Origin of the sequence: Erwinia mallotivora, assembly GCF_000590885.1 — a bacterium.
GTDB classification, from domain to species: domain Bacteria; phylum Pseudomonadota; class Gammaproteobacteria; order Enterobacterales; family Enterobacteriaceae; genus Erwinia; species Erwinia mallotivora.
The window spans coordinates 43,427-64,901 of the sequence record NZ_JFHN01000074.1 but is presented as its reverse complement, the minus strand read 5'-3'; the positions used below and the strand labels follow the sequence as shown (position 1 = coordinate 64,901).

The 21,475-nt window shown below is 49.9% G+C and carries 14 protein-coding genes; 6 read left to right on the top strand and 8 right to left on the bottom strand.

All coding sequences use genetic code 11. The features are described 5' to 3' along the window. Positions 1-102 precede the first annotated feature (102 nt). From ldtD to BG55_RS19575, 3 genes are all read left to right on the top strand, one after another. Entirely contained in the window at positions 103-1,914 is a 1,812-nt protein-coding gene (gene ldtD / locus BG55_RS19585) for a L,D-transpeptidase (protein ID WP_034941136.1), read from the top strand. A 186-nt stretch (positions 1,915-2,100) separates the two neighbouring features. Continuing rightward, complete coding sequence (mepK, locus tag BG55_RS19580; RefSeq protein ID WP_034941133.1) at positions 2,101-2,649, top strand: peptidoglycan L,D-endopeptidase MepK; 549 nt, start codon at positions 2,101-2,103, stop codon at positions 2,647-2,649. Between the two features lie 31 nt (positions 2,650-2,680). Further along, entirely contained in the window at positions 2,681-3,310 is a 630-nt protein-coding gene (locus BG55_RS19575) for an MBL fold metallo-hydrolase (RefSeq protein WP_034941131.1), read from the top strand. Positions 3,311-3,454: 144 nt separating this feature from the next. Here the strand turns inward: BG55_RS19575 and BG55_RS19570 are convergent, their stop codons facing one another. The 4 genes from BG55_RS19570 to pncB form a co-directional block, all read right to left on the bottom strand. Then, entirely contained in the window at positions 3,455-4,645 is a 1,191-nt protein-coding gene (locus BG55_RS19570; RefSeq protein ID WP_034941129.1) for an amino acid aminotransferase, read from the bottom strand. Between the two features lie 185 nt (positions 4,646-4,830). Further along, complete coding sequence (gene ompC / locus BG55_RS19565) at positions 4,831-5,934, bottom strand: porin OmpC (RefSeq protein WP_034941126.1); 1,104 nt, start codon at positions 5,932-5,934, stop codon at positions 4,831-4,833. Between the two features lie 301 nt (positions 5,935-6,235). Continuing rightward, on the bottom strand, positions 6,236-7,636 hold the full coding sequence (gene asnS, locus BG55_RS19560; RefSeq protein ID WP_034941124.1) for an asparagine--tRNA ligase: 1,401 nt from the start codon (positions 7,634-7,636) through the stop codon (positions 6,236-6,238). Between the two features lie 169 nt (positions 7,637-7,805). Beyond that, positions 7,806-9,026, bottom strand: coding sequence for a nicotinate phosphoribosyltransferase (pncB, locus tag BG55_RS19555; RefSeq protein WP_071995065.1), 1,221 nt, complete (start codon positions 9,024-9,026; stop codon positions 7,806-7,808). A 245-nt stretch (positions 9,027-9,271) separates the two neighbouring features. Here pncB and pepN point away from each other — a divergent pair, with 245 nt between their 5' ends. The 3 genes from pepN to BG55_RS19535 all read left to right on the top strand — a co-directional run bounded on the left by pepN (position 9,272) and on the right by BG55_RS19535 (position 17,652). Continuing rightward, positions 9,272-11,887 (top strand): aminopeptidase N, encoded by a 2,616-nt coding sequence (gene pepN / locus BG55_RS19550; protein ID WP_034941122.1) that lies wholly within the window; start codon positions 9,272-9,274, stop codon positions 11,885-11,887. A gap of 762 nt (positions 11,888-12,649) precedes the next feature. Then, the gene (locus BG55_RS19540; RefSeq protein ID WP_235192804.1) at positions 12,650-14,269 is read left to right on the top strand and encodes a ShlB/FhaC/HecB family hemolysin secretion/activation protein; all 1,620 of its coding nucleotides are present in this window, start codon (positions 12,650-12,652) and stop codon (positions 14,267-14,269) included. A 26-nt stretch (positions 14,270-14,295) separates the two neighbouring features. Further along, a complete protein-coding gene (locus BG55_RS19535) occupies positions 14,296-17,652 on the top strand; it encodes a two-partner secretion domain-containing protein (protein WP_034941115.1) in 3,357 nt (1,118 codons plus the stop codon). 113 nt (positions 17,653-17,765) lie between these two features. On the opposite strand, the gene ssuB is transcribed toward BG55_RS19535, so the two are convergent. Genes ssuB through BG55_RS19515 form a run of 4 tightly spaced genes read right to left on the bottom strand, consistent with a single transcriptional unit; the run spans position 17,766 to position 21,467 of the window. Continuing rightward, positions 17,766-18,554, bottom strand: a complete 789-nt coding sequence (gene ssuB, locus BG55_RS19530; RefSeq protein WP_034941112.1) for an aliphatic sulfonates ABC transporter ATP-binding protein — start codon at positions 18,552-18,554, stop codon at positions 17,766-17,768. Beyond that, on the bottom strand, positions 18,551-19,342 hold the full coding sequence (gene ssuC / locus BG55_RS19525) for an aliphatic sulfonate ABC transporter permease SsuC (RefSeq protein ID WP_034941110.1): 792 nt from the start codon (positions 19,340-19,342) through the stop codon (positions 18,551-18,553). Before ssuC ends, ssuB begins: the two co-directional genes overlap by 4 nt. Positions 19,343-19,350: 8 nt before the next feature. Then, a complete protein-coding gene (gene ssuD, locus BG55_RS19520; protein ID WP_034941107.1) occupies positions 19,351-20,496 on the bottom strand; it encodes an FMNH2-dependent alkanesulfonate monooxygenase in 1,146 nt (381 codons plus the stop codon). Continuing rightward, positions 20,496-21,467, bottom strand: coding sequence for a sulfonate ABC transporter substrate-binding protein (locus BG55_RS19515; RefSeq protein ID WP_034941105.1), 972 nt, complete (start codon positions 21,465-21,467; stop codon positions 20,496-20,498). The genes ssuD and BG55_RS19515 overlap by 1 nt, the downstream gene beginning before the upstream one ends. Positions 21,468-21,475 lie beyond the last annotated feature (8 nt).

Below are 21,475 nucleotides of genomic sequence, written 5' to 3'. Positions count from 1 at the left end.
GCGCTTTTTATAACAAATGCCGTTTTCTTTTTTCTATACTTATAACTATGGCTAATGACCAGATGGTTATCGTCTCTTAAGACATTTCACAGGAGGCAAGGGATGTTGCTGACAAAATCACGACTTGTAAGATTAATACTGACAGGCAGTTGCCTGGCGCTGATCCCAGGACAGATATTACCCGCAGTTGCCGGTATTCCTCCGGTATCTGCCCCCGCTAACCCGACGTATACGGTTTCGCAGGCGCAAAACCAGCTGCTTTCTGCTTTTCATAACGGCTACCGGCCTTTTTTTCTTAATGGACTGGCATCGCTGTATGCTTCGCATGATATGCAACCCATGTGGCAGGATCGTCAGGCTGTGCAGCAGTTTCAGCAGCAACTGGCCGAAGTGGCGATGTCCGGTGTACAGCCGCAATTCAGACAATGGATAAAAATGCTGACCGATCCTGCGGTTACCGGTCTGGCCCGTGATGTGGTGCTTTCCGATGCGATGCTCGGCTATCTGCAATTTGTTTCTTCAGTCCCGGCGAAAGGTGAAACCTGGCTGTACAGCAATGTGCCCTACAAACTGGAGCTGCCCTCAGTGGCGGTAGTTAATCAATGGCAGCGTGCCGTTGAACAGGGTAGCAGTGGTGCTTTTATTAATTCACTGGCACCACAACATCCGCAATATGCGTTGATGCATCAGGCTTTAAAAGCCCTGCTGGCTGATAATCGTCCCTGGCCGCAACTGAAAGCAGGCAAAACGCTGCGTCCGGGCCAGTTGAGTGATGATGTTCCCGCATTGAGGGAGATCCTCCAGCGTACCGGGATGATGACCCCAGGCAGCGATGCGCCACGTCCCATTGATGATGCTGTACCCACTACCAGCGTGCCGGCTGCTGTAGTTGATGAAGACGCGGTGGTCAGTCCGTCTGCGGCGGCGGTTGCTGAAAATGACAGTGCCAACACACCACAACCTGCTGGCCTGGTAGAGGGTACTTCTGTGCCTGCCGACCCCACCCATATCTATTCCAGCGATCTGGTTGACGCAGTAAAACGCTTTCAGCGCTGGCAGGGACTGGAAGCAGATGCGGCGATTGGCGCTCGCACCCGCGAATGGCTGAATGCTTCGCCGCAGGTCCGCGCCTCCTTGTTAGCGCTGAATATTCAGCGTCTGCGTTTACTGCCGGACGACATGCACAACGGCATTATGGTTAACATTCCGAACTATTCGTTGATTTACTACCTCAATGGCAATCAAATCCTCGCTTCGCGAGTAATTGTTGGCCGACCGGATCGTAAAACACCGTTGATGCGTAGTGCGCTTAATAACGTGGTGCTGAATCCACCATGGAATGTGCCAACCACGCTGGTTCGCCAGGATATTATTCCAAAAGTGAAACAGGACCCTGCCTACCTCTACAAGCACAACTACACTCTGCTGTCTGGCTGGAGCAGTGACGCAGAGGTGATCGATCCCACGATGATAGACTGGCAAATGGTGTCTGCGGCGTCTTTTCCTTATCGTGTTCGTCAGGCTCCTGGCGCAACGAACTCGCTGGGCCGGTATAAATTCAATATGCCCAGTTCGGATGCCATTTATCTGCACGACACCCCGAACCATAATCTGTTTCAAAAAGACATACGTGCGCTGAGTTCGGGTTGCGTCAGAGTGAATAAGGCTTCCGATCTGGCTAATCTGCTGTTGCAGGATGCAGGTTGGAACGACACCCGCATTTCCAGCACGTTGAAAGAGGGCAATACCCGTTATATTCCGATCAGGCACCGTATTCCGGTTAATCTCTATTATCTTACTGCCTGGGTTGCTGATGACGGTAAGCCGCAATATCGTACAGATATTTACAATTATGATATGACGGCACGTTCGGGTGTGCAGGTGCTGGCGGCAGCGGGGCAATTAATGCTGTGACCCTGATTACTCAGGGTTTAATTTTCTCCGGCACTGGCGATCTGACGACCGGGTGCGACACTGATTGTGTAAATTGTCGCACCCTTCAGGCGTCAGAGGTTGACTCAGCAATTTCCCCCGGTTATGGTTCGGAATTGTGACTGTTTTTCATCCTTTCTGAACATTAATACCGGGCAATACTGACTGATGGATAATTTCAACCCTCAACGCCGTAAAATACTGGCTCTGGGCGGTGCTGCGTTAGGTTTGACGTTGCTTCCAGCTCAGGCATTCGCTTCACTTTCTACCTCCCGTCCCCGTGTTTTAACGCTGAATAACCTCAATACGGGTGAGAGCCTTAAGACCGAATTTTTTAACGGAAAAAGTTACGATAAAAAAGAGCTGTCGCGGCTTAACCATTTTTTTCGTGATTATCGGGCAAATCAGACCCGCAATATCGATCCTCATCTCTTCGATCAGCTTTATCGTCTACAGGCATTGCTTGACACCCGTAAACCGGTTCAGCTGATTTCGGGCTATCGTTCGGTGGCAACCAATAATCTAATGCGTGAACGTACCAGAGGCGTGGCAAAACACAGCTATCATACGCTGGGTCAGGCAATGGATTTTCACATTGAAGGGATCTCACTGAGCAATGTCCGCAAGGCGGCGTTGTCAATGAAGGCCGGAGGGGTGGGGTATTACCCGAGCAGCAATTTTGTACATATTGATACCGGGCCGGTGCGGCACTGGTAACGGAAAACCCGGCCTGGCGCTATGGAAAATTATGGACTATCAAATTATCCCTGTTACAGCTTTTTCGCAGAACTGCTCTTTGATCTGGTGCACTACAACCTTACAGGCTGCGGTGGTTGATCCTGGCGGTGATATGGACAAAATCCAGGCTGCGGTTGCAAAACAGGGGGTTTCCGTGGTGCAGATTTTGCTGACACATGGCCATCTGGACCACGTTGGTGCTGCCACTGATGTGGCAACGTTTTATCAGGTTCCGGTGGTGGGGCCACATCGTGCTGATGCTTTCTGGCTTGACGCCTTGCCTGTACAAAGCCAGATGTTTGGCTTACCGCAGTGCACGCCGGTTAAGCCCGATCGCTGGCTGGAAGAGGGGGATATTGTGCAGATTGGCCATACCTGTCTGGAAACTTTTCTCTGCCCTGGCCATACCCCGGGTCACATAGTTTTTTTTGATCGGGCTGATCGCCTGCTGATTTCTGGCGATGTGATTTTCAACGGCGGTGTGGGCCGAACCGATTTTCTTCAGGGAAGCCACAGCGATCTTATTGCTGCGATTAAAGAAAAATTATTGCCGCTAGGTGATGATGTTACTTTTGTGCCGGGGCATGGTCCCGTTTCCACTCTCGGGCGTGAAAGGATCTCTAATCCATTTTTGCAGTAAGCGGTGGCAATAAAAAAGCCTGCTAATCAGCAGGCTTTTTTATTGCTGGTTACCCACTCTGTTAATCAGAGGGGTAACGTTTGAAGAACACCGTCAGGCTTTATTCAACCGGGCGCTTCCTTTCAGCGATGACTGAAAAGGATATTACAGAACGGCGACAATCGCCTCACAAAGCGGGGCCATATTATCCGGCGTCATACCTGCTACGTTAACACGACCTGAATTCACCGCGTACACACCGTAATCTTCCCGCAGTCGCACCACCTGGTCTTTGGTTAATCCGCTGAATGAAAACATGCCGTTCTGATTAATAATAAAACTGAAGTCGCCTTTTGCGCCCTTCTCCTGGAGCGTGTTTACAAACAGCTGGCGCATACGATGAATACGCTGGCGCATGTCAGTGAGTTCCTGTTCCCAGATAGCACGCAGAGCAGGATTGCTGAGAATGGTCGCTACCACTGCTGCACCATGAGCCGGAGGATTAGAGTAGTTGGCGCGAATAGTCGCTTTTACCTGACTGAAGGCGGTATCAGCAATGCTTGATTCGCTGGCGACAAGCGTGAATGCCCCGACACGCTCGTTGTACAGACCGAAATTTTTTGAGTAAGAGCTGGCAACAAGCAGCTCCTGATGGCTGGCAGCGAAAATGCGCAGGCCTTCTGCATCCTCTTCCAGACCGCGGGCAAAGCCCTGGTAAGCAAAATCAAATAAAGGCAACCAGCCTTTGTTCAAAGACATCTCGGCCAGCTGTGACCACTGCTCTGCATCAGGATCAATGCCGGTGGGGTTATGGCAGCAGCCATGAAACACCACAATATCACCGGCGTCGGCGGCTGAGAGGGCATTCAACATGCCAGTGAAATCCAGCGAGTGGCTGGCTGCATCGTAATACTGGTATTCGCAAACTTCCAGACCGGCAGATTCGAAGACATTTTTGTGGTTTGGCCAGCTGGGGTTACTGACCCAGATGCGTCTGGCACTGGTCTGTGTGGCAATAAAATCAGCGGCGACGCGCAAAGCTCCTGTACCACCTGGCGTTTGTGCCGTGCGAGCGCGTTCAGATTTAATAAGCGGGCTTTCTGCACCAAACAATAAGGCCTGCGTGCAGCGGGCAAAATCGGCCAGACCGTCAATGCTCAGATAGTTTTTTGTGTTCTCGTTTTCCAGCAGATACTGTTCAGCTTTTTTCACGCTGGTCAGCACCGGGGTTTTGCCAGTTTCATCTTTATAGACGCCAATACCAAGGTTAATTTTATTTGGGCGGTCATCGGCGCGGAAGAGATCGGCTAAACCAAGAATAGGATCTGCGGGGGCAGCTGCAATGCGTTCAAACATAGTCGAAGTCCGTTAACTTAAACTGAAGCGAAATGAGCACTCAGGTTACCGCCACGGCGCACAAATTGCCAACCGTTTGCGCTAAATAAAGGGATGCAAAAGCGGGGAGTAAATCAAAGAAAATAAAAACGGGACCAGAGGCCCCGTTTGAAATCAGCTCAGGAGAGTGCTCCCGTCTGAAAAACTTAGAACTGGTATACCAGACCTACAGCAACAGTGTCGTCAGTGTTCAGACCCAGTGCATTGTTGTCATTAAGCAGGTTGATCTGATAGTCAACGTAGGTGGACATGTTTTTGTTGAAGTAGTAGGTTGCGCCCACTTCAGCATATTTCTTCAGGTCAACATCGCCATAGTTCTCAATGTCCTTGCCTTTAATCTGCACGTAGCCGAGTGAAGGACGCAGGCCGAAGTCGAACTGGTACTGGGCAACAAATTCGATATCCTGAGTTTTGTTAGCAAAACCAGAAACGATGTTACCGTTGATGTCGGTCGTCTGAGCAATACGGGTTGCGTTGCGGCCTTCTGCATAAGTTGCTGCCAGGTAAACGCTGTTGGCATCATATTTCAGGCCTGTGCCCCAGAATTCAGCACGGTCACCGTTACCCAGCGCCAGCTGGTTCTGACCGGTAGTACGGTCGTAGGTGCTGTATGCAGCAACGATACCTACACCAACAGGTGAAGTGTAAGTCGTTGAAACACCGTAGCCATCACCATTCTGACGCAGAGCATCAGAACGACCGTTAGCAGAGTTGGAGTCATTTTTGCCCTGATATTGCAGAGCGAAGTCCCAGCCATCAACCAGGCCGAAGAAGTTGCTGTTACGGTAAGTTGCAACACCGGTGGTGCGGCTGGTCAGCGTATCTGACTGACCGAAGTCGCCACCAAATTCTGGCAGCATATCTGTCCATGACAGGGCATCATAAGCTACGCCGTAGTTACGACCGTAATCAATTGAACCAAAGTCTTTAAATTTCAGACCTGCAAAACCCAGGCGGGTTTTGTTGTCATTTTGAGCATCGCCGCCTTCAGAGTTAGCGGTATTAAAGTTGTATTCCCACTGACCATAACCAGTTAACTGATCGTTAATTTGGGTTTCACCTTTAAAACCGAAACGCACATAAGACTGATCGCCATTGTTGCCATCATTGTCTGAAAAATAGTGCAGACCTACAGCCTTGCCATAGAGATCCAGTTTGTTGCCATTTTTATTGTAAACTTCGGCGGCATTTGCTGCGCCTGCTGCTAACAGGGCAGGGATCACCAGTGCCAGAATGTTGCGCTTCATCATTTTTTATTACCCTCATTGGAGTTATTCGGACACCTGCCACTGCCGTCAATAATTCTTTACAGAACTCTGAAGCGAGTTTGGTGTCATTCTGTGTCTGCACGCATCTTTCCATTCGCTGAGCGGTTAATCTAGCCCGAAAATGCTACCAATACCCTATTCTGGTTTCTGGATGAAAAAATGTATTGCAAAGTGTAATTTTTACGGAACTTTGTGAACCAACTCATAATTTACAAAAATAAAAAAAGGCCAGCGAAGCTGACCTTTAATATGTATATGAATTTCTTATATATAATGCAGATTATCAGAAACTGGCATTGCGCGGCGTACGAGGGAAGGCGATAACATCTCTTACATTTTGTACACCAGTGACATAGGCAATTAACCTTTCGAAACCTAAGCCGAAACCAGAATGAGGAACGGTTCCGTAACGACGTAAGTCCCGATACCACCAGTAATCTTCTTTATTCAGCCCCATCTCATTCAGGCGCATATCCAGTACGTCGAGACGCTCTTCGCGCTGTGATCCACCGATGATTTCCCCAATGCCTGGAGCCAGAACATCCATTGCGGCGACGGTTTTTCCATCATCATTAAGGCGCATATAGAACGCTTTGATATCTTTTGGATAATTTTTTACCACAACCGGTGCTTTGAAGTGCTTCTCTGCCAGATAACGTTCGTGCTCGGAAGAGAGATCGATACCCCATGAAACGGCATTTTCGAATTTCTCGCCGCAGTTGATCAGAATATCGACAGCATCGGTGTAATCCACCTGGGCAAAATCTGTCGTTACAAAACGTTCAAGGCGGGAAATCGCATCTTTGTCTACGCGCTCAGCAAAGAACGCCATGTCATCAGCTCGTTCAGCAAGAACCGCTTTGAAAACATATTTCAGCATTGCCTCAGCCAGTGCAGCATTGTCTTCCAAATCGGCAAAAGCAATTTCCGGTTCAAGCATCCAGAATTCGGCGAGGTGGCGGCTGGTATTGGAATTCTCAGCACGGAAGGTAGGGCCGAAAGTATAAATTTTCGAAATAGCGCTGGCGTAGGTTTCGCCGTTCAGCTGTCCTGAAACGGTGAGGAAAGCTTCTTTACCAAAGAAATCTTCTTCGAAATTCACCTTGCCTTCCGGTGTACGGGGCAGGTTGGCCAAATCCAGCGTGGAGACACGGAACATTTCACCAGCACCTTCAGTATCAGATGCGGTAATCAGCGGGGTGGAAACCCAGAAGAAACCCTGCTCATCAAAAAAGCGGTGCAGCGCCTGTGCCAGGGTATGACGGACGCGCGCCACTGCACCAATCAGATTGGTGCGCGGCCGCAGATGAGCCACTTCCCGCAGATACTCAATGCTGTGACGCTTGGCGGCCATCGGATAGGTGTCCGGATCGTCCACCCAACCCACGACTTCAACAGCACTGGCCTGGATTTCAAAACTCTGACCTTCACCCGGTGACTCCACGACTTTCCCGGTGACGATCACCGAGCAACCGGTGGTCAGGCGCAGTACTTCATTCTGATAATTATTCAGTGAATTATTAACGACGGCCTGGACGGGATTAAAGCAGGAACCGTCATAGACGGCGATAAAGGAAATACCGGCTTTTGAATCTCTTCGTGTACGTACCCAGCCGCGTACGGTGACTTCGCTGTCAACCGCGACCCGGCCATGCAGTACATCCGCTACAGGCACAACGCTCATAAAAGTCTCTCTTTTCATCAGAAATTAAAATGTGTAGCCCATCTGGGCCAGCTGCTATGTTACTTGCCAGCAGGCGAGACACAAGAAGAATTCGTCCACTGGCCGGAGATTTATTCAGGCAAGCCACGAGAAGATAAAAGAAAAGAGGGCGTTTGCCCTCTTTTGAGAATCAGCTGGCTTTTTTTACCAGCGGGAGTGAAAACGCTTTTCTTAATGCCCGGACAAAAGCTTTGTCCTGACAAATGGTTTTGCCCGGACTGTCGGAGAGTTTTGCCACAGGTTTCCCGTTACATTCCACCAGCTTGATCACAATATTCAGCGGCCTGACATGAGGAATATCGCAGGTCAGCCGTGTTCCGATGCCAAAAATGACGTCGGCGCGCTGACCGAAGTGACGATATAACGCCAGCGCTTTATCCAGATCCAGATTATCGGAAAAAACCAGCGTCTTGCTGCGTGGATCGATATCCAGCTTTTGATAGTGGGCGATGGCTTTTTCACCCCACTCAACCGGATCGCCAGAGTCATGACGCAATCCCTGATAGCGATGGGCAAAATGCTGACCGAAATCACGCAGAAAGGCATCCATGGTAATGCAATCGGTGAGGGCGATACCCAGACTGGCAGGGTATTCATCCAGCCAGGCTTGCAGTGCTGCCCGCTGGCTGTTTGCCAGTACCGGACTGATCTGCTGGTGAGCCTGAAACCATTCGTGTGCCTGTGTACCTACCGGAGCGATATTCAACCGACGGGCGATATCATAATTACTGGAGCCGATCAGCCACGGAAATTCCTGTTGGAGTGTGCTGACAATCGCTGTCTGCACGTCGCGGGAGAAACGGCGGCGGGTGCCAAAGTCCATCAACCTGAAGCGCGACATATCCAGTTCTGCCGTCATATTGCGGAATGCTGTTAGCTTATCCTGTAAATGCTCAACGGCCTGTTCTGGCTGAATCAAAGGGGTGCGATGACGATGTACCACTTCGCTGATAAGTGCGAGAAGTGGCACTTCCCACATGATGACATCCAGCCAGGGGCCGGAGATGCGAATATCCAGCCGGCCCTGCACATTGCGGACACAAACCTGGTTCGGGTCATAGCGGAACTGGCTGAGCCAGGTGAGATAATCCTTGCTGAAGAAGGGCAAGCCAGAGAGATAGCTGGCCTCTTCACTGGTCAGCGCCAGTGATGGCATATGTTTGATTTGCTGGAGAATATCATCAGCATAAATGCCCAGCTGCTCGTCACCTCTGCAACGAAATTCCGCGACGACAGAAACGGTCTGATAACGATGAAACACGGCCTGTTGCATATGCAGCTTATAGGCATCCGTATCCAGCAAAGTGGTCAGTATCGGGGAGGCATGTCGTGTCATGGTGCGTTTCAGCATCCTCTGGCGAAGAGCGTTATCCCTGGATTAAAAAATGGAAAAGTTGCAGGAGTATAACTTGAATAGTCATTTATTGAACCCGATCACAGCATAATTCCGGTGCCCGGGTCGAGGACAATCTGTGCGCTTGTTAATGAAATGTTTATTTCCAGCTAAAGTGCGCCGGTAATCATTCTACGTGGCAACATCCTGCCAACAGGAATAGACTGGAAAAGGTTAACTAATTATCGACGTAAGAGTGACTTATGACACCATTGCCGCAAGCTAAAAATCGCCACGATTATCGTGCTCCGGATTACACCATTACCGACATCGATCTGACATTTAATCTCGATGCCAGTACGACCAGAGTTACTGCTGTCAGCCAGGTCAGTCGTCTCGGGGCGGCAGGGGCCGAACTGCATCTTGATGGTGAAGATTTAACTCTGATCTCTCTTGAGATTGATGGCAAGCCCTGGTCGCAGTACCAGTTGGATGGACAGTTGCTCATTCTCAGAGAGCTGCCGCAGACATTTACTTTAAAAATCGTCAATGACATTCATCCGGATAAAAATACTGCGCTGGAGGGGCTGTATAAATCGGGTGAGGCCTTGTGCACACAGTGCGAGGCGGAAGGTTTTCGACATATTACCTGGTATCTGGATCGTCCGGATATTCTGGCGCGTTTTACCACGACTATTATTGCTGAGCAGACGCTTTATCCCTACCTGCTGTCGAACGGTAACCGTGTTGATAGTGGGCAAATGGAGGATGGTCGCCACTGGATGAAGTGGCATGATCCCTTTCCCAAACCCTGCTATTTATTTGCACTGGTGGCCGGTGATTTTGATGTACTGCGTGACAGTTTCAGAACGCGCTCCGGGCGCGATGTGGCGCTGGAGATTTTTGTCGATCGTGGCAATCTGGACCGCGCCGACTGGGCCATGACCTCACTAAAAAACAGTATGAAATGGGATGAGGAGCGTTTCGGACTGGAGTACGACCTGGACATCTTTATGATCGTTGCCGTCGATTTCTTCAACATGGGCGCAATGGAAAATAAAGGTCTGAACATCTTTAATTCGAAATATGTTCTGGCTAAAGCAGAAACGGCCACCGATAAAGATTATCTGGGTATTGAGGCGGTTATTGGTCATGAATACTTCCATAACTGGACAGGTAATCGTGTTACATGCCGCGACTGGTTTCAGCTCAGTCTGAAAGAAGGACTGACGGTGTTCCGCGATCAGGAATTCAGCTCCGATTTGGGTTCCAGAGCCGTAAATCGTATTGATAACGTGCGTAAAATGCGTGGTTTACAGTTCGCTGAGGACGCCAGCCCGATGGCTCACCCTATCCGGCCTGAGCAGGTTATTGAAATGAATAACTTCTACACATTAACGGTGTATGAAAAAGGGTCGGAAGTTATTCGCATGATGCATACGCTGCTGGGGGAGGAAAGTTTTCAGAAGGGAATGCAACTGTACTTCGAGCGGCACGATGGCAGCGCAGCGACCTGTGACGATTTTGTGCAGGCTATGGAAGATGCTTCAGATGTCGATCTGACACAATTTCGTCGCTGGTACAGCCAGTCCGGTACGCCAGTTATTACGGTCAGAGATGATTACAACCCTGAACTGAAACAGTACAGCCTGCACGTTACTCAGAGCACGCCACCCACGGCCGACCAGAAAGATAAACAGCCGCTTCATATTCCACTGGATATTGAACTGTATGACAACGAAGGGGAGGTCATCGCACTTGAGCGCAACGGACATCCTGTTCACCACGTGCTGAATGTGACCGATGAATTCCAGAGTTTCATCTTTGATAACGTTCCCTGCCACCCGGTGCCATCACTACTGCGTGAGTTCTCTGCTCCGGTCAGACTTAATTATAACTGGAGTGATGCACAGTTAACGTTCCTGATGCGTCATGCTCGTAATGATTTCTCCCGTTGGGATGCCGCGCAAAGCCTGCTGGCCACGCACATTAAATTAAATGTCGCCCGCAGCCAGCAGGGACAACCGCTTTCTGTGCCACTTCATGTCGTGGATGCCTTCCGTGCGGTACTGCTGGAAGAAAAGGGTGATCCGGCATTGATGGCACAGATCCTCTCCCTGCCCGGAGAAAATGAAATTGCCGAACTTTTTGACACCATTGATCCACAGGCAATTGCAGAGGTGCGCGAAGCGTTGATGCGTATGCTTGCCGTTGAACTCGCTGATGAGTGGCTGGCCGTCTGGCGCGCCATTCACACTTCTGCTTATCGGGTTGAGCATGATGACATTGGTAAAAGGACGCTGAAAAATGTCTGTCTCGGCTACCTGGCCTTTGGTGATGGCGCGCTGGCAGAAAAACTGGTCACTGACCAGTTTCAACAGGCGGATAACATGACCGATTCGCTGGCGGCAATGACGGCGGCGGTTGCAGCTCAATTGCCCTGTCGGGTGGCTCTGCTGGAGGCGTTCGACCAACGCTGGTATCAGGATGGTCTGGTGATGGATAAATGGTTTACCCTACAGGCAACCAGCCCTGCTGCGGAGGCACTGGAACGTGTTCGTTCGTTGCTTCACCATCGCTCATTTAATCTGGGTAATCCAAACCGTATTCGTTCGCTTATCGGCGCATTTGCGTCGTTAAACCCTTCCGCGTTCCATGCTGCGGATGGTAGCGGCTATCGTTTCCTGGTGGAGATTCTGACCGATCTGAATACGCGCAATCCTCAGGTTGCTTCACGGCTGATTGAGCCGCTTATTCGTTTCAGACGCTACAACAGCGACCGCCAGAAACTGATGCGTGCGGCGCTGGAGCAGTTAAAGGGACTGGACAATCTGTCTGGCGATCTCTACGAAAAAATCAGCAAAGCGCTGAGTCACTAAAGCTGCTATCCGGAGCCATCTGCATGCTGATGGCTCCGGACATCGTACGGAATATCAGAAATATTCGTTCTGACCTCGTACATCCGTTATTTGATATCATCCTGCAATATGCTTTTTGCACTATCACCTTTAATAAATACCTGCGCGTGATTTCATTTTTTCCTGAATCTGCACTTAAACATTTTATGGGAAATTATCAGATCGGGTACGGCTATGGCACATGCTTATTTTTCGATTATGAAAAATTATTAACCTTATTTTTGAAATTAAACTTCACTGTGCAACCCGGTCGATACTTTTACGTGATTTTAATCGTTAAGTTGTACACAGAGCGAACTGAATTCTTCTTGTAAAGAACTGAACCTTTTTTTTTGATTTTAAAATTTTAATTGTCATATTATTCAGAGTGATAAAAATAATTATTAATCTTTCTCCTAATGCTGTTAATGGTGTGTGATTTAGTTTTTTAATTTTTTGATTAATTTATTTTTGAATGACCATGTTATTTAACAGTTTCATTTGTGCAAAACTCGGATTTTGCTTAATTAATTTTCAAATTATTGTTTTTATCTTTTCATTACTATAATTTTAATCATCCTTAAATAGTATTTTTGACGTAACTATAACTATTAAAAGCCAGGGCTGGTCTGGAAAAAAGAGACGGACTCAATGTTTATTACTTTGAATAAAAATTGCTTTTCATGGGGCGCTTTACTCCTTTTATTTTCCCTAAGGAGTGTTCAGAGTGCGCCGACAGAACAGATGCCTCAATTAACAACCAGCGTTGATCCTTCAATAACACAACAACAAAGACAGCAGGTTCTGGAAAGTCAGCTAAATCCATCAGCAAAAGATGTGCGCTTTTCTCTTCCTCCAGCTTTGGTTGATGGAAAAATTAAATTTCCAGCAGAGGAAAGTTGTTATTTGATAAAGGCGGTGTTGCTGGAAGGCGCAGAGGAATTACCAGGCAGTTTACGATTAAAATCTTATGCTCACCAGGCTATCGGGCACTGTCTGGGAGGACAGGGCATTAATCTGCTAATGAAAGGCCTGCAAAACAGCATAGTGGCAAAAGGATATATCACCACACGCGTGGTTGCGCCTCAGCAAAATTTAAAAAGTGGCCTGCTGAAGCTTAAATTACTCCCTGGCAATATTAATAAGGTCAGGCTCAGTGAAAACAGTGACAGCTATATTCAGCTTTATACTCTTTTTCCGCCGCGTTCAGGCGATCTTCTTTTTGTCCGGGACATAGAGCAGGGACTGGAAAATTTACAACGTCTGCCGGGTACACAGGCCAGTATGAAGATTATTCCGGCTGAACAGCTGGGGGAAAGTGATATCGAAGTCAGCTGGAAGCAAAAAAAGATCTGGCGGCTGGGATTGTCTGTTGATGATGCTGGTAGCAAAAGCACCGGTCGTTATCAGGGAGGGATGACGGTTTCGCTGGATAATCCTTTTTCTTTAGGTGATTTAATCTACATATCTGGCTCGCATGATCTTCACGATACCGGGAAAAAGCAAAGCAAAAATATAACCGGACACTATTCTGTCCCCTTTGGTTACTGGATGTTTGGCGTAACTGCTTATGATTATCGCTATCTTCAGACTATTTCTGGTCGCTATCAGGATTTCAGTTACAGCGGGGAAATTAAAAACCTCAATGCGCAGATCAGCCGGTTTATTCATCGTGGGCGTAGTCATAAAACCAGCTTTAGTTATGAACTGATTGCACGCGAATCACATAATTACCTTGAAGATACCGAATTAAGCTGGCAACGACGCCGGACGACGGCCTGGCGATTAGGGCTGAATCACCGGCAATTTATTGATCGCGCCGTGCTGGATACTTCGCTCAGTTATCAGCAGGGAACACGATGGTTTGGTGCTTTACCGGCGCCTGAGGAAAGTGCGGGAACGGCTACCGCATTGAGTAAAACGGGCATCGTGAATGTTCAGCTAAACGTACCCTTTGCGTTAAGCACCCAGCAATTTCGTTATAACGCGCGATATTTCCAACAAATCAGCAAGACGCCTCTGACCTCTCCAGAGCAATTATCAATTGGTAACCGCTGGACGGTGAGGGGATTTGATGGTGAACGGACCTTAATTGCCAGCCGGGGCTGGTTTTTACGTAATGACATCGCCTGGCGCACGCCGGTTCCGGGTCAGGAGCTGTATCTGGGCCTTGATTACGGCAAAGTCAGTGGCTATGGCAGCCAGTATTTAACGGGAACCCATCTGGCGGGTAGTCAGCTGGGTATACGCGGCAATGCCTTCAACGTCAGTTACGACATGTTTGCTGCTGCACCTCTCTCCAAACCAGACGCTTTTGAAACCAGCAAATTAACGCTGGGGTTCAGTGTGTCCTGGAGTTATTAAAAAACGTAATTTATAAGGAAATAGCAATGAACAGTAAATTCTTCCGGCTTGTTTTCAGTAAAACCCGCGGCATGCTGGTGGCGGTTGCCGAATTTGCCCATTCGCATCGCGCGGATTCTTCTTCTGGCAGCGTAAAAAAAGTGACAGTGAAAAAGATTGGGCAGCTCAGCGCGGTTAGCTTTGGCCTTCTGCTGGCGATGGGCGCGGTTCAAACAGCCCAGGCTAATGTGGTGGCGGATGCTTCAGCATCGGCGGGGCTGCAACCGGGCATCAGTAATACGCCTTATGGCGCAACCCAGGTAGATATTCAGGCACCGAGTGCGGCAGGCGTTTCTCGTAACGTATACAGCCAATTTGATGTGGGTCAGCAAGGGGTCATTCTGAATAATTCACAAAATGGAGCCTGGACTCAGTTGGGCGGTGAGATTCAGGGGAATGCTGCTCTGGCCCAGGGGGCAGCAAAAATCATTCTGAATGAAGTTAATTCAGCTAATGCCAGCCAGTTAAATGGCTATGTTGAAGTTGCCGGACAAAATGCGCAGGTCATCATCGCCAACCCTTCAGGTATAACCTGTGATGGCTGTGGATTTATCAATGCTAATCGGGCCACGCTGACAACCGGGCAGGCCCAGTTGGAAAATGGGGCACTGACCGGCTACAAAGTGCAGGGAGGTGAGATTGTCGTACAGGGTAAGGGTATGGACAGCTCATCTCAGGATTTCACCGATATTATTGCCCGCACGGTTAAGGTGAATGGTTATATCCAGGCTAATGATTTAAGGATTACTACCGGGCTTAATCAGGTGGATGCGGCGAATCAACAGATAACCAAACTGGATAGTAGTAGTGCCGATAGTGATACGCTGGCTCTGGATGTTTCAAGCCTGGGCGGCATGTATGCCGGAAAAATTACCCTGATTGGCACTGAGAAAGGCGTAGGTGTTAACAACGCGGGTTCAGTTTACAGTTCAGCGGGCGATGTGGTGATTAATACTGACGGTAATATCAGCAACAGTGGCGATATTGTTGCCACCAGCAACGCTGTCTTTACCACCAATCAAACACTCACGAATACAGGTAATTTGAGTGCAGATGGCAACATCCAACTTACTGCGGCCACTCTTCACAGTCAGAGTAACAGCGCAATCAGTGCGGGTGGTGATGTGACTCTCAAAGGTTCTGAACTGGCAATTAACGGTAGTGAGATAAATGGCAGAAACGTCACGCTGAATGCCAGTAAGGGAGCAATTGACAGCAGCGGTGCAACCATCAATGCAGTTGAGAAACTGACGCTCACCAGTAACAGTGTCAATAATCAGCAAGGTTTTATGCGTGCTGAAAATATCACCATTGATACAGGTGATCTTGATAATTCAGAAGGCGTAATGGACAGTTCTGGTAGTATTAATCTGACTGCCAGTAAAATAAAAAATACCAGCGGTAATATTGCCAGTAATGGTGATATCAACATCACAGCCAGTAAAGCGGTGGTTAACACAGCGGGTTATATCTACGGTACAGGAAATATAACCATCAATAGTGACAGTGATGTTATTAATGATGAAATGGGTAACATTTATTCATCAGCTAAGGCGGAAATAAACGCCGCAGGCATGGTTAACAATAGCGGGTTGCTCCAGGGAAATCAGGTGACTGTCAACGCGGCGTCTGTTACCAACGAAGGGGATATTAATGCTAATGAAAATCTTGCTCTCAACAGTACAGGCCACATCAGCCATAGCGGCAACCTTTTCGCAGGAAAAGATCTCAGCGTAAATGCTGCGAGTTTGAACAGCAGCGCGGAGAGTACCATGCTTGCCGGCATGTTTGACTACAGTGGCAACAACCACCTTTCTCTTAATACAACCGGCAAACTGATCGCTAATGGTTCGGCTAATCTTTATGGATACGGTACGCTGACCCTGCAAGGGGAAGAGCTCGATCTCAGTGGCAGCCAACTGACGGCTATGGATATTAACCTTGGCGCAGGGAACGGAAATCTTGACACCAGCGCTGCCGTTATTGCAGCTGAGCAAAATATCAACATAGTCAGTACTGGCATGAATAACCAGCAGGGCAGCATCTCTGGCCGTGATATCACGATTAAAACGGCTGAGCTGAACAATCAGCAGGGAAGCATCATTGGCTATGAAAGTTTGGTGTCAGACTCTCAGTCATTGAACAACGAATCAGGCCAGCTTGAATCTGCAAATATGTTATCCATTAATACTAATGGTAAAGCTTTTAATAATCAGAATGGTCGGGTGTCTGGCCAGACTATTGATGTTAAAAGTGGCGATATCAACAACCAGAATGGCATGATTTATGCCTGGGATAAAGCCTCATTGTCAGGCGCTGAAATAAACAATGAAAATGGAAGTATTCGGGGAGAAAGCTCAACGGATATTAATGCCGACACGTTCAGTAATAAATATGGCACAGTGGCGGGGCAGGATGTCAGTATTACAGCCAGCACCATTGACAACACTATGGGAGTAGTCGCAGCGGGAAGTTCACTGACCCTGAAAGCGGATGAAATTAATAACCAAAGTGGCGACCTCAATGGTGATGTTATTACGCTAACCAGCGATGTGCTGAAAAATGAATCGGGTACTGTTGCGGCAAATACCAAACTGGATATGTCGGTCAAGGATTCGCAGAACGATAATGGTCTGATTTCGGTTGGTGGCGTGGATATCAACTACGATGGGACTTCTGCACCTGTCATTGACGTGAGTGATGATTCAGCCTTCTGGGCATGGAATGCCTCCGTGAATAATGTCTACATGCAGATTTTGAGTTCTTTTCCAAAGATATCGGCTCTGCCAGAAGTCATGACTTATATGTATAAAATTCTCGCAAGCGGTAATGAAATCAGTAGTGAGATGATTAAGCAACTGGCTCTGTTGAGCTGGGGCTATGGTTACACTGAGGAAAATATCAGCAATATCAGTAAGATTGCAGATATTATGACCACCACCTGGAACAATCCACCGGAAGCTCAGGGTGGCGCTTCGCAGCCAGATAATGGTGACACCCTTGTACCTGACAGTGACGATCAGTCAGCGAGTGATATTGCTGATGCATCACTTCCCTCGGTTGACCTCACCGATAGCAACGATTTCTGGACATGGAATGCCTCGGTGGGTGGCAGTGGATTTTACCAGCAGCTGGTTAATGCCGGCATTCCCGGCATAACCTCAGGCGTAATGCATGATGTCCTGAATTATATGTACCAGGTACTGGTGAGTGGGGGTGAAATTTCCGATGCTACGGTCAAACAACTGGCCGCTAACATATGGGGATTGGCATCTAATCAGAACCGTCTTGATGAGCTCAGCACCATAGCAGCAACCATGGCGGCAAGCCTGAATCAAAATTAAGTGGAAAAACCTAGCCAGGACAGAACAGTTTTCCCGTAGTGAGAAAACGTTACGCTCCTGATAAGTTGATACCCGGCCGGAACAGTGTCTTAAGGGTGTTCCGGCCTGATTGATTACCGTCGTGCCACGTGCTTATGGTCTTCAGGCGGCGAACGCTTCATCACTCTCTCCAGTACTTCTGCTTCCAGTTCAGCCAGGCGCGCCGAACCTTTACGTCGTGGTCGTGGCAGATTCACCATCAAATCCAGTCCGATATGACCTTCTTCTATCAGTAAAACCCGGTCGGCCAACGCCACCGCTTCACTGACATCATGAGTTACCAGCAGCACGGTAAAGTGGTGTTGCTGCCATAGCGTCTCAATAAGATCCTGCATTTCAATGCGGGTCAGGGCATCCAGTGCACCCAGGGGTTCATCCAGCAGCAGCAGGCCGGGACGATGGATCAATGCCCGGGCCAGCGCAACGCGCTGCTTCTGTCCTCCGGAAAGGGCGGCGGGCCACTCTTTGGCTCTCTCTGCCAGCCCAACAGCGGACAGTGCGTCCAGAGCAGATTGTTTCCAGGCGCGTCCTTTTAATCCCAGCCCGACGTTATCAATCACACTTTTCCACGGTAGCAGCCGGGCGTCCTGAAACATCAACCGGGTATCATCACGCGACTCGCTCAGAGGTGTGTTGCCGGCGAGGAGTTCACCCGTGGTGGTTTTCTCCAGTCCGGCCAGCAGGCGTAGCAACGTGCTCTTGCCGCAGCCGCTTCGTCCGACCACGGCAACGAACTGGCCGGAGGGGATGTGCAGGTCGATATCATTCAGCACAGTTCGGTGTTGGTACTGTTTGCTGACACCACTGATCACCAGTGGCGTACCGACATTGAGGCGCGCCGGTGATGACATTAATTCGCTCATAGGTGTTCCTCTTTCAGTTGATATGCCGGATGCCAGCGCAGCCAGACGCGCTCCAGAAGCTGCGCACTGACGTCAGCCAGTTTACCGAGCAGGGCATAGAGAATGATCGCTACCACGACCACATCCGTCTGCAAAAATTCACGGGCATTCATTGCCAGGTAACCTATACCGGCATTCGCTGAAATGGTTTCTGCGACGATAAGCGTCAGCCACATCAGGCCCAGTGCAAAGCGCACCCCGACCATTATCGAAGGCAGCGCGCCTGGCAGAACCACCTGCAAAAACAGACTCCAGCCGGAAAGACCGTAGCTGCGCGCCATCTCAACCAGGCCGCGATCAACGTTGCGGATACCATGATAAGTATTGAGATAGATGGGAAACAGCGTACCCAGAGCGACCAGAAAAATTTTGGCTGACTCATCAGTACCAAACCATAAAATAACCAGTGGAATCAGTGCCAGATGGGGGATATTGCGCAACATCTGCACTGAGGTATCAAGCAGACGCTCACCGGTGCGGGACATTCCGGTGATCAACCCCAGCAGCAGGCCAGCCGAACCACCAATGGTGAACCCCACCACGGCACGCCAGCTGCTGATGGCGAGATGCTGCCATAGCTCCCCACTGGCAGAGAGCTTCCAGAAGGTGACCACGACCGCCTCGGGTGAGGGCAGGATACGGGTGGAGAGCCAGCCGGTGCTGGATGCCGTTTGCCAGAAGGCGACCAACACCACGGGTAATATCCACGGCAAAAACGGTTGCGCGAAACGGTTGAGATTATTCGTCATCGTGACCTCTAACTCTGTGACACTTTTTGTGGCGCGAAGTCATGGGCCACGGCTTCACCATGAGCACTGATTTTGCCTGGTTGCGGAATTTCAGGGACCTTCAAATCGAGATGGGGAAAAAGCAGTTCCCCGACGCGGTACGCTTCTTCCAGATGTGGATAGCCGGAAAGAATAAAGGTTTCGATCCCCAGGTCCGCATACTCCTGCATTCTTGCCGCGACCGTTTCACCGTCACCCACCAGCGCCGTACCGGCACCGCCACGTACCAGACCCACGCCAGCCCACAGATTCGGGCTGACTTCCAGCTTGTCACGGCGTCCCCCATGCAGGGCGGCCATGCGGTGCTGACCGACGGAATCCGTTCGCGCCAGCGCTGACTGCGCTTTAGCAATGGTGGCATCGTCCAGATGAGAGATCAGGCGGTCAGCCGCGCGCCAGGCTTCTTCCGTGGTTTCGCGGACAATAACATGCAGGCGAATGCCAAATTTTACCTGGCGGCCCTGTGCTGCTGCCTTAGCCCGTACCTGCTCAATCTTTTCTTTTACCAGCGCAGGAGGTTCACCCCAGGTCAGATAGACATCCACCTGCTCTGCGGCCAGGTCCTGAGCGGGTTCAGATGAACCGCCAAACCATAACGGTGGGCGGGGCTTCTGAACGGGTTTGAACATCAGGCGCGCACCGCGAACATGGACATACTTGCCCTCGTAATCGACGGTTTCACCTTCCAGTACCCGACGCCAGACGCGGGTGAATTCCGCTGATTCAACGTAGCGTTCGCGATGATCGAGAAACACGCCATCTCCCGCCAGTTCTTCTGCGTCGCCGCCCGTCACCAGGTTAAACAGCGTGCGACCGTTGGAAAGGCGGTCCAGGGTTGCGGCCTGTCGGGCTGCCTGGGTGGGAGAAATAACACCGGGACGCAGGGCGACCAGAAAACGCAGGCGCTGAGTGACCGGAATCAGTGACGCGGCCACCAGCCAGGCATCTTCGCAGGAACGACCTGTTGGTATCAGCACACCGCCAAATCCCATCCTGTCCACGGCCTGGGCAACCTGTTGTAAATAGCCGTAATCAACCGGACGAGCGCCCTCGGCGGTACCAAGATAGTGACCATCACCGTGGGTGGGCAGAAACCAGAAAACGGAAAGGCTCATTATTTCACTCCTTGTTCTGTGGACGGCGTGGGATGCCAGATACGGCTGGCAATATCGACCTTGACCGGCATCAGATGGTTGGCATAAAACAGGTCAGCAGTTTGTTGCTGAAGTTTCAGCGTTTTGTCACTCACCGGGGCAATACTGGTGGGAGGACGATGATCGAGGTAGCTGGCAATAACCGGTTTCGGCAGCCCCATAGCCTGAGCCAGCAGGTCGATGCTGTTGTTGCGATCGCTGATGGTCAGCGCATCTGCTTCGCTGAAGGTTTGCAGTACCTGGCGGATAAAGGCGCCATTTGCTTCAGTGAAGGGGCGGGTGGCGAGATAAAACGAGCCGGTCTGGTTCAACTGGCTGCCATCGGTCAGAACCCTTACATCACCCTGCAACAGCGCCGCTGAATAATAGGGATCCCAGATTGCCCAGGCATCGACATTACCCTGCTGAAAGGCCGCGCGGGCATCCGCCGGGGTGAGGTAAGTGGGCTGAATGTCGCTGAACTTCAGACCGGCTTTTTCCAGTGCGCGCAGCAGCAGATTGTGCGAGCTGGATCCTTTCTGGAAGGCCACTTTATGACCTTTCAGGTCAGCGACGGTTTTAATCGGGCTGTTTTTAGCCACCAGAATCACTTCAGCTTTCGGCTTCGGTGGTTCAGCACCCACGTAAAGCAGATCGGCCCCGGCGGCCTGCGCAAAAATGGGGGGAATATCGCCGGTGCTGCCCAGATCAATACTGTTAACATTGAGCGCCTCAAGCATCTGTGGACCTGCCGGAAATTCCACCCATTTAATCTGAGTTGCCGGAAAACGCTTTTCCAGCAAATGATGGGCACGGGCCAGCACCATACTTACCGAGCCTTTCTGATAGCCAATACGAAAAGTTTTGGGTGCGCTGGTATCCGCAGCAAATGAGCTGGTCACCATCAGGCCGCCAATAAGCAGTGCTGAAGCAAAACGTGAAAATAGGGTCATGGTGCTTT

Excerpts from the sequence above, each read along its gene's own strand:
- mepK (WP_034941133.1), top strand. The coding sequence starts at position 2,101 with ATGGATAATTTCAACCCTCAACGCCGTAAAATACTGGCTCTGGGCGGT.
- BG55_RS19570 (WP_034941129.1), bottom strand. The coding sequence starts at position 4,645 with ATGTTTGAACGCATTGCAGCTGCCCCCGCAGATCCTATTCTTGGTTTA.
- pepN (WP_034941122.1), top strand. The coding sequence starts at position 9,272 with ATGACACCATTGCCGCAAGCTAAAAATCGCCACGATTATCGTGCTCCG.
- BG55_RS19515 (WP_034941105.1), bottom strand. The coding sequence starts at position 21,467 with ATGACCCTATTTTCACGTTTTGCTTCAGCACTGCTTATTGGCGGCCTG.
- BG55_RS19540 (WP_235192804.1), top strand. The coding sequence starts at position 12,650 with ATGCCTCAATTAACAACCAGCGTTGATCCTTCAATAACACAACAACAA.
- ssuD (WP_034941107.1), bottom strand. The coding sequence starts at position 20,496 with ATGAGCCTTTCCGTTTTCTGGTTTCTGCCCACCCACGGTGATGGTCAC.
- pncB (WP_071995065.1), bottom strand. The coding sequence starts at position 9,026 with ATGCTGAAACGCACCATGACACGACATGCCTCCCCGATACTGACCACT.
- ssuC (WP_034941110.1), bottom strand. The coding sequence starts at position 19,342 with ATGACGAATAATCTCAACCGTTTCGCGCAACCGTTTTTGCCGTGGATA.
- BG55_RS19535 (WP_034941115.1), top strand. The coding sequence starts at position 14,296 with ATGAACAGTAAATTCTTCCGGCTTGTTTTCAGTAAAACCCGCGGCATG.
- ompC (WP_034941126.1), bottom strand. The coding sequence starts at position 5,934 with ATGATGAAGCGCAACATTCTGGCACTGGTGATCCCTGCCCTGTTAGCA.
- ssuB (WP_034941112.1), bottom strand. The coding sequence starts at position 18,554 with ATGAGCGAATTAATGTCATCACCGGCGCGCCTCAATGTCGGTACGCCA.
- ldtD (WP_034941136.1), top strand. The coding sequence starts at position 103 with ATGTTGCTGACAAAATCACGACTTGTAAGATTAATACTGACAGGCAGT.
- asnS (WP_034941124.1), bottom strand. The coding sequence starts at position 7,636 with ATGAGCGTTGTGCCTGTAGCGGATGTACTGCATGGCCGGGTCGCGGTT.
- BG55_RS19575 (WP_034941131.1), top strand. The coding sequence starts at position 2,681 with ATGGACTATCAAATTATCCCTGTTACAGCTTTTTCGCAGAACTGCTCT.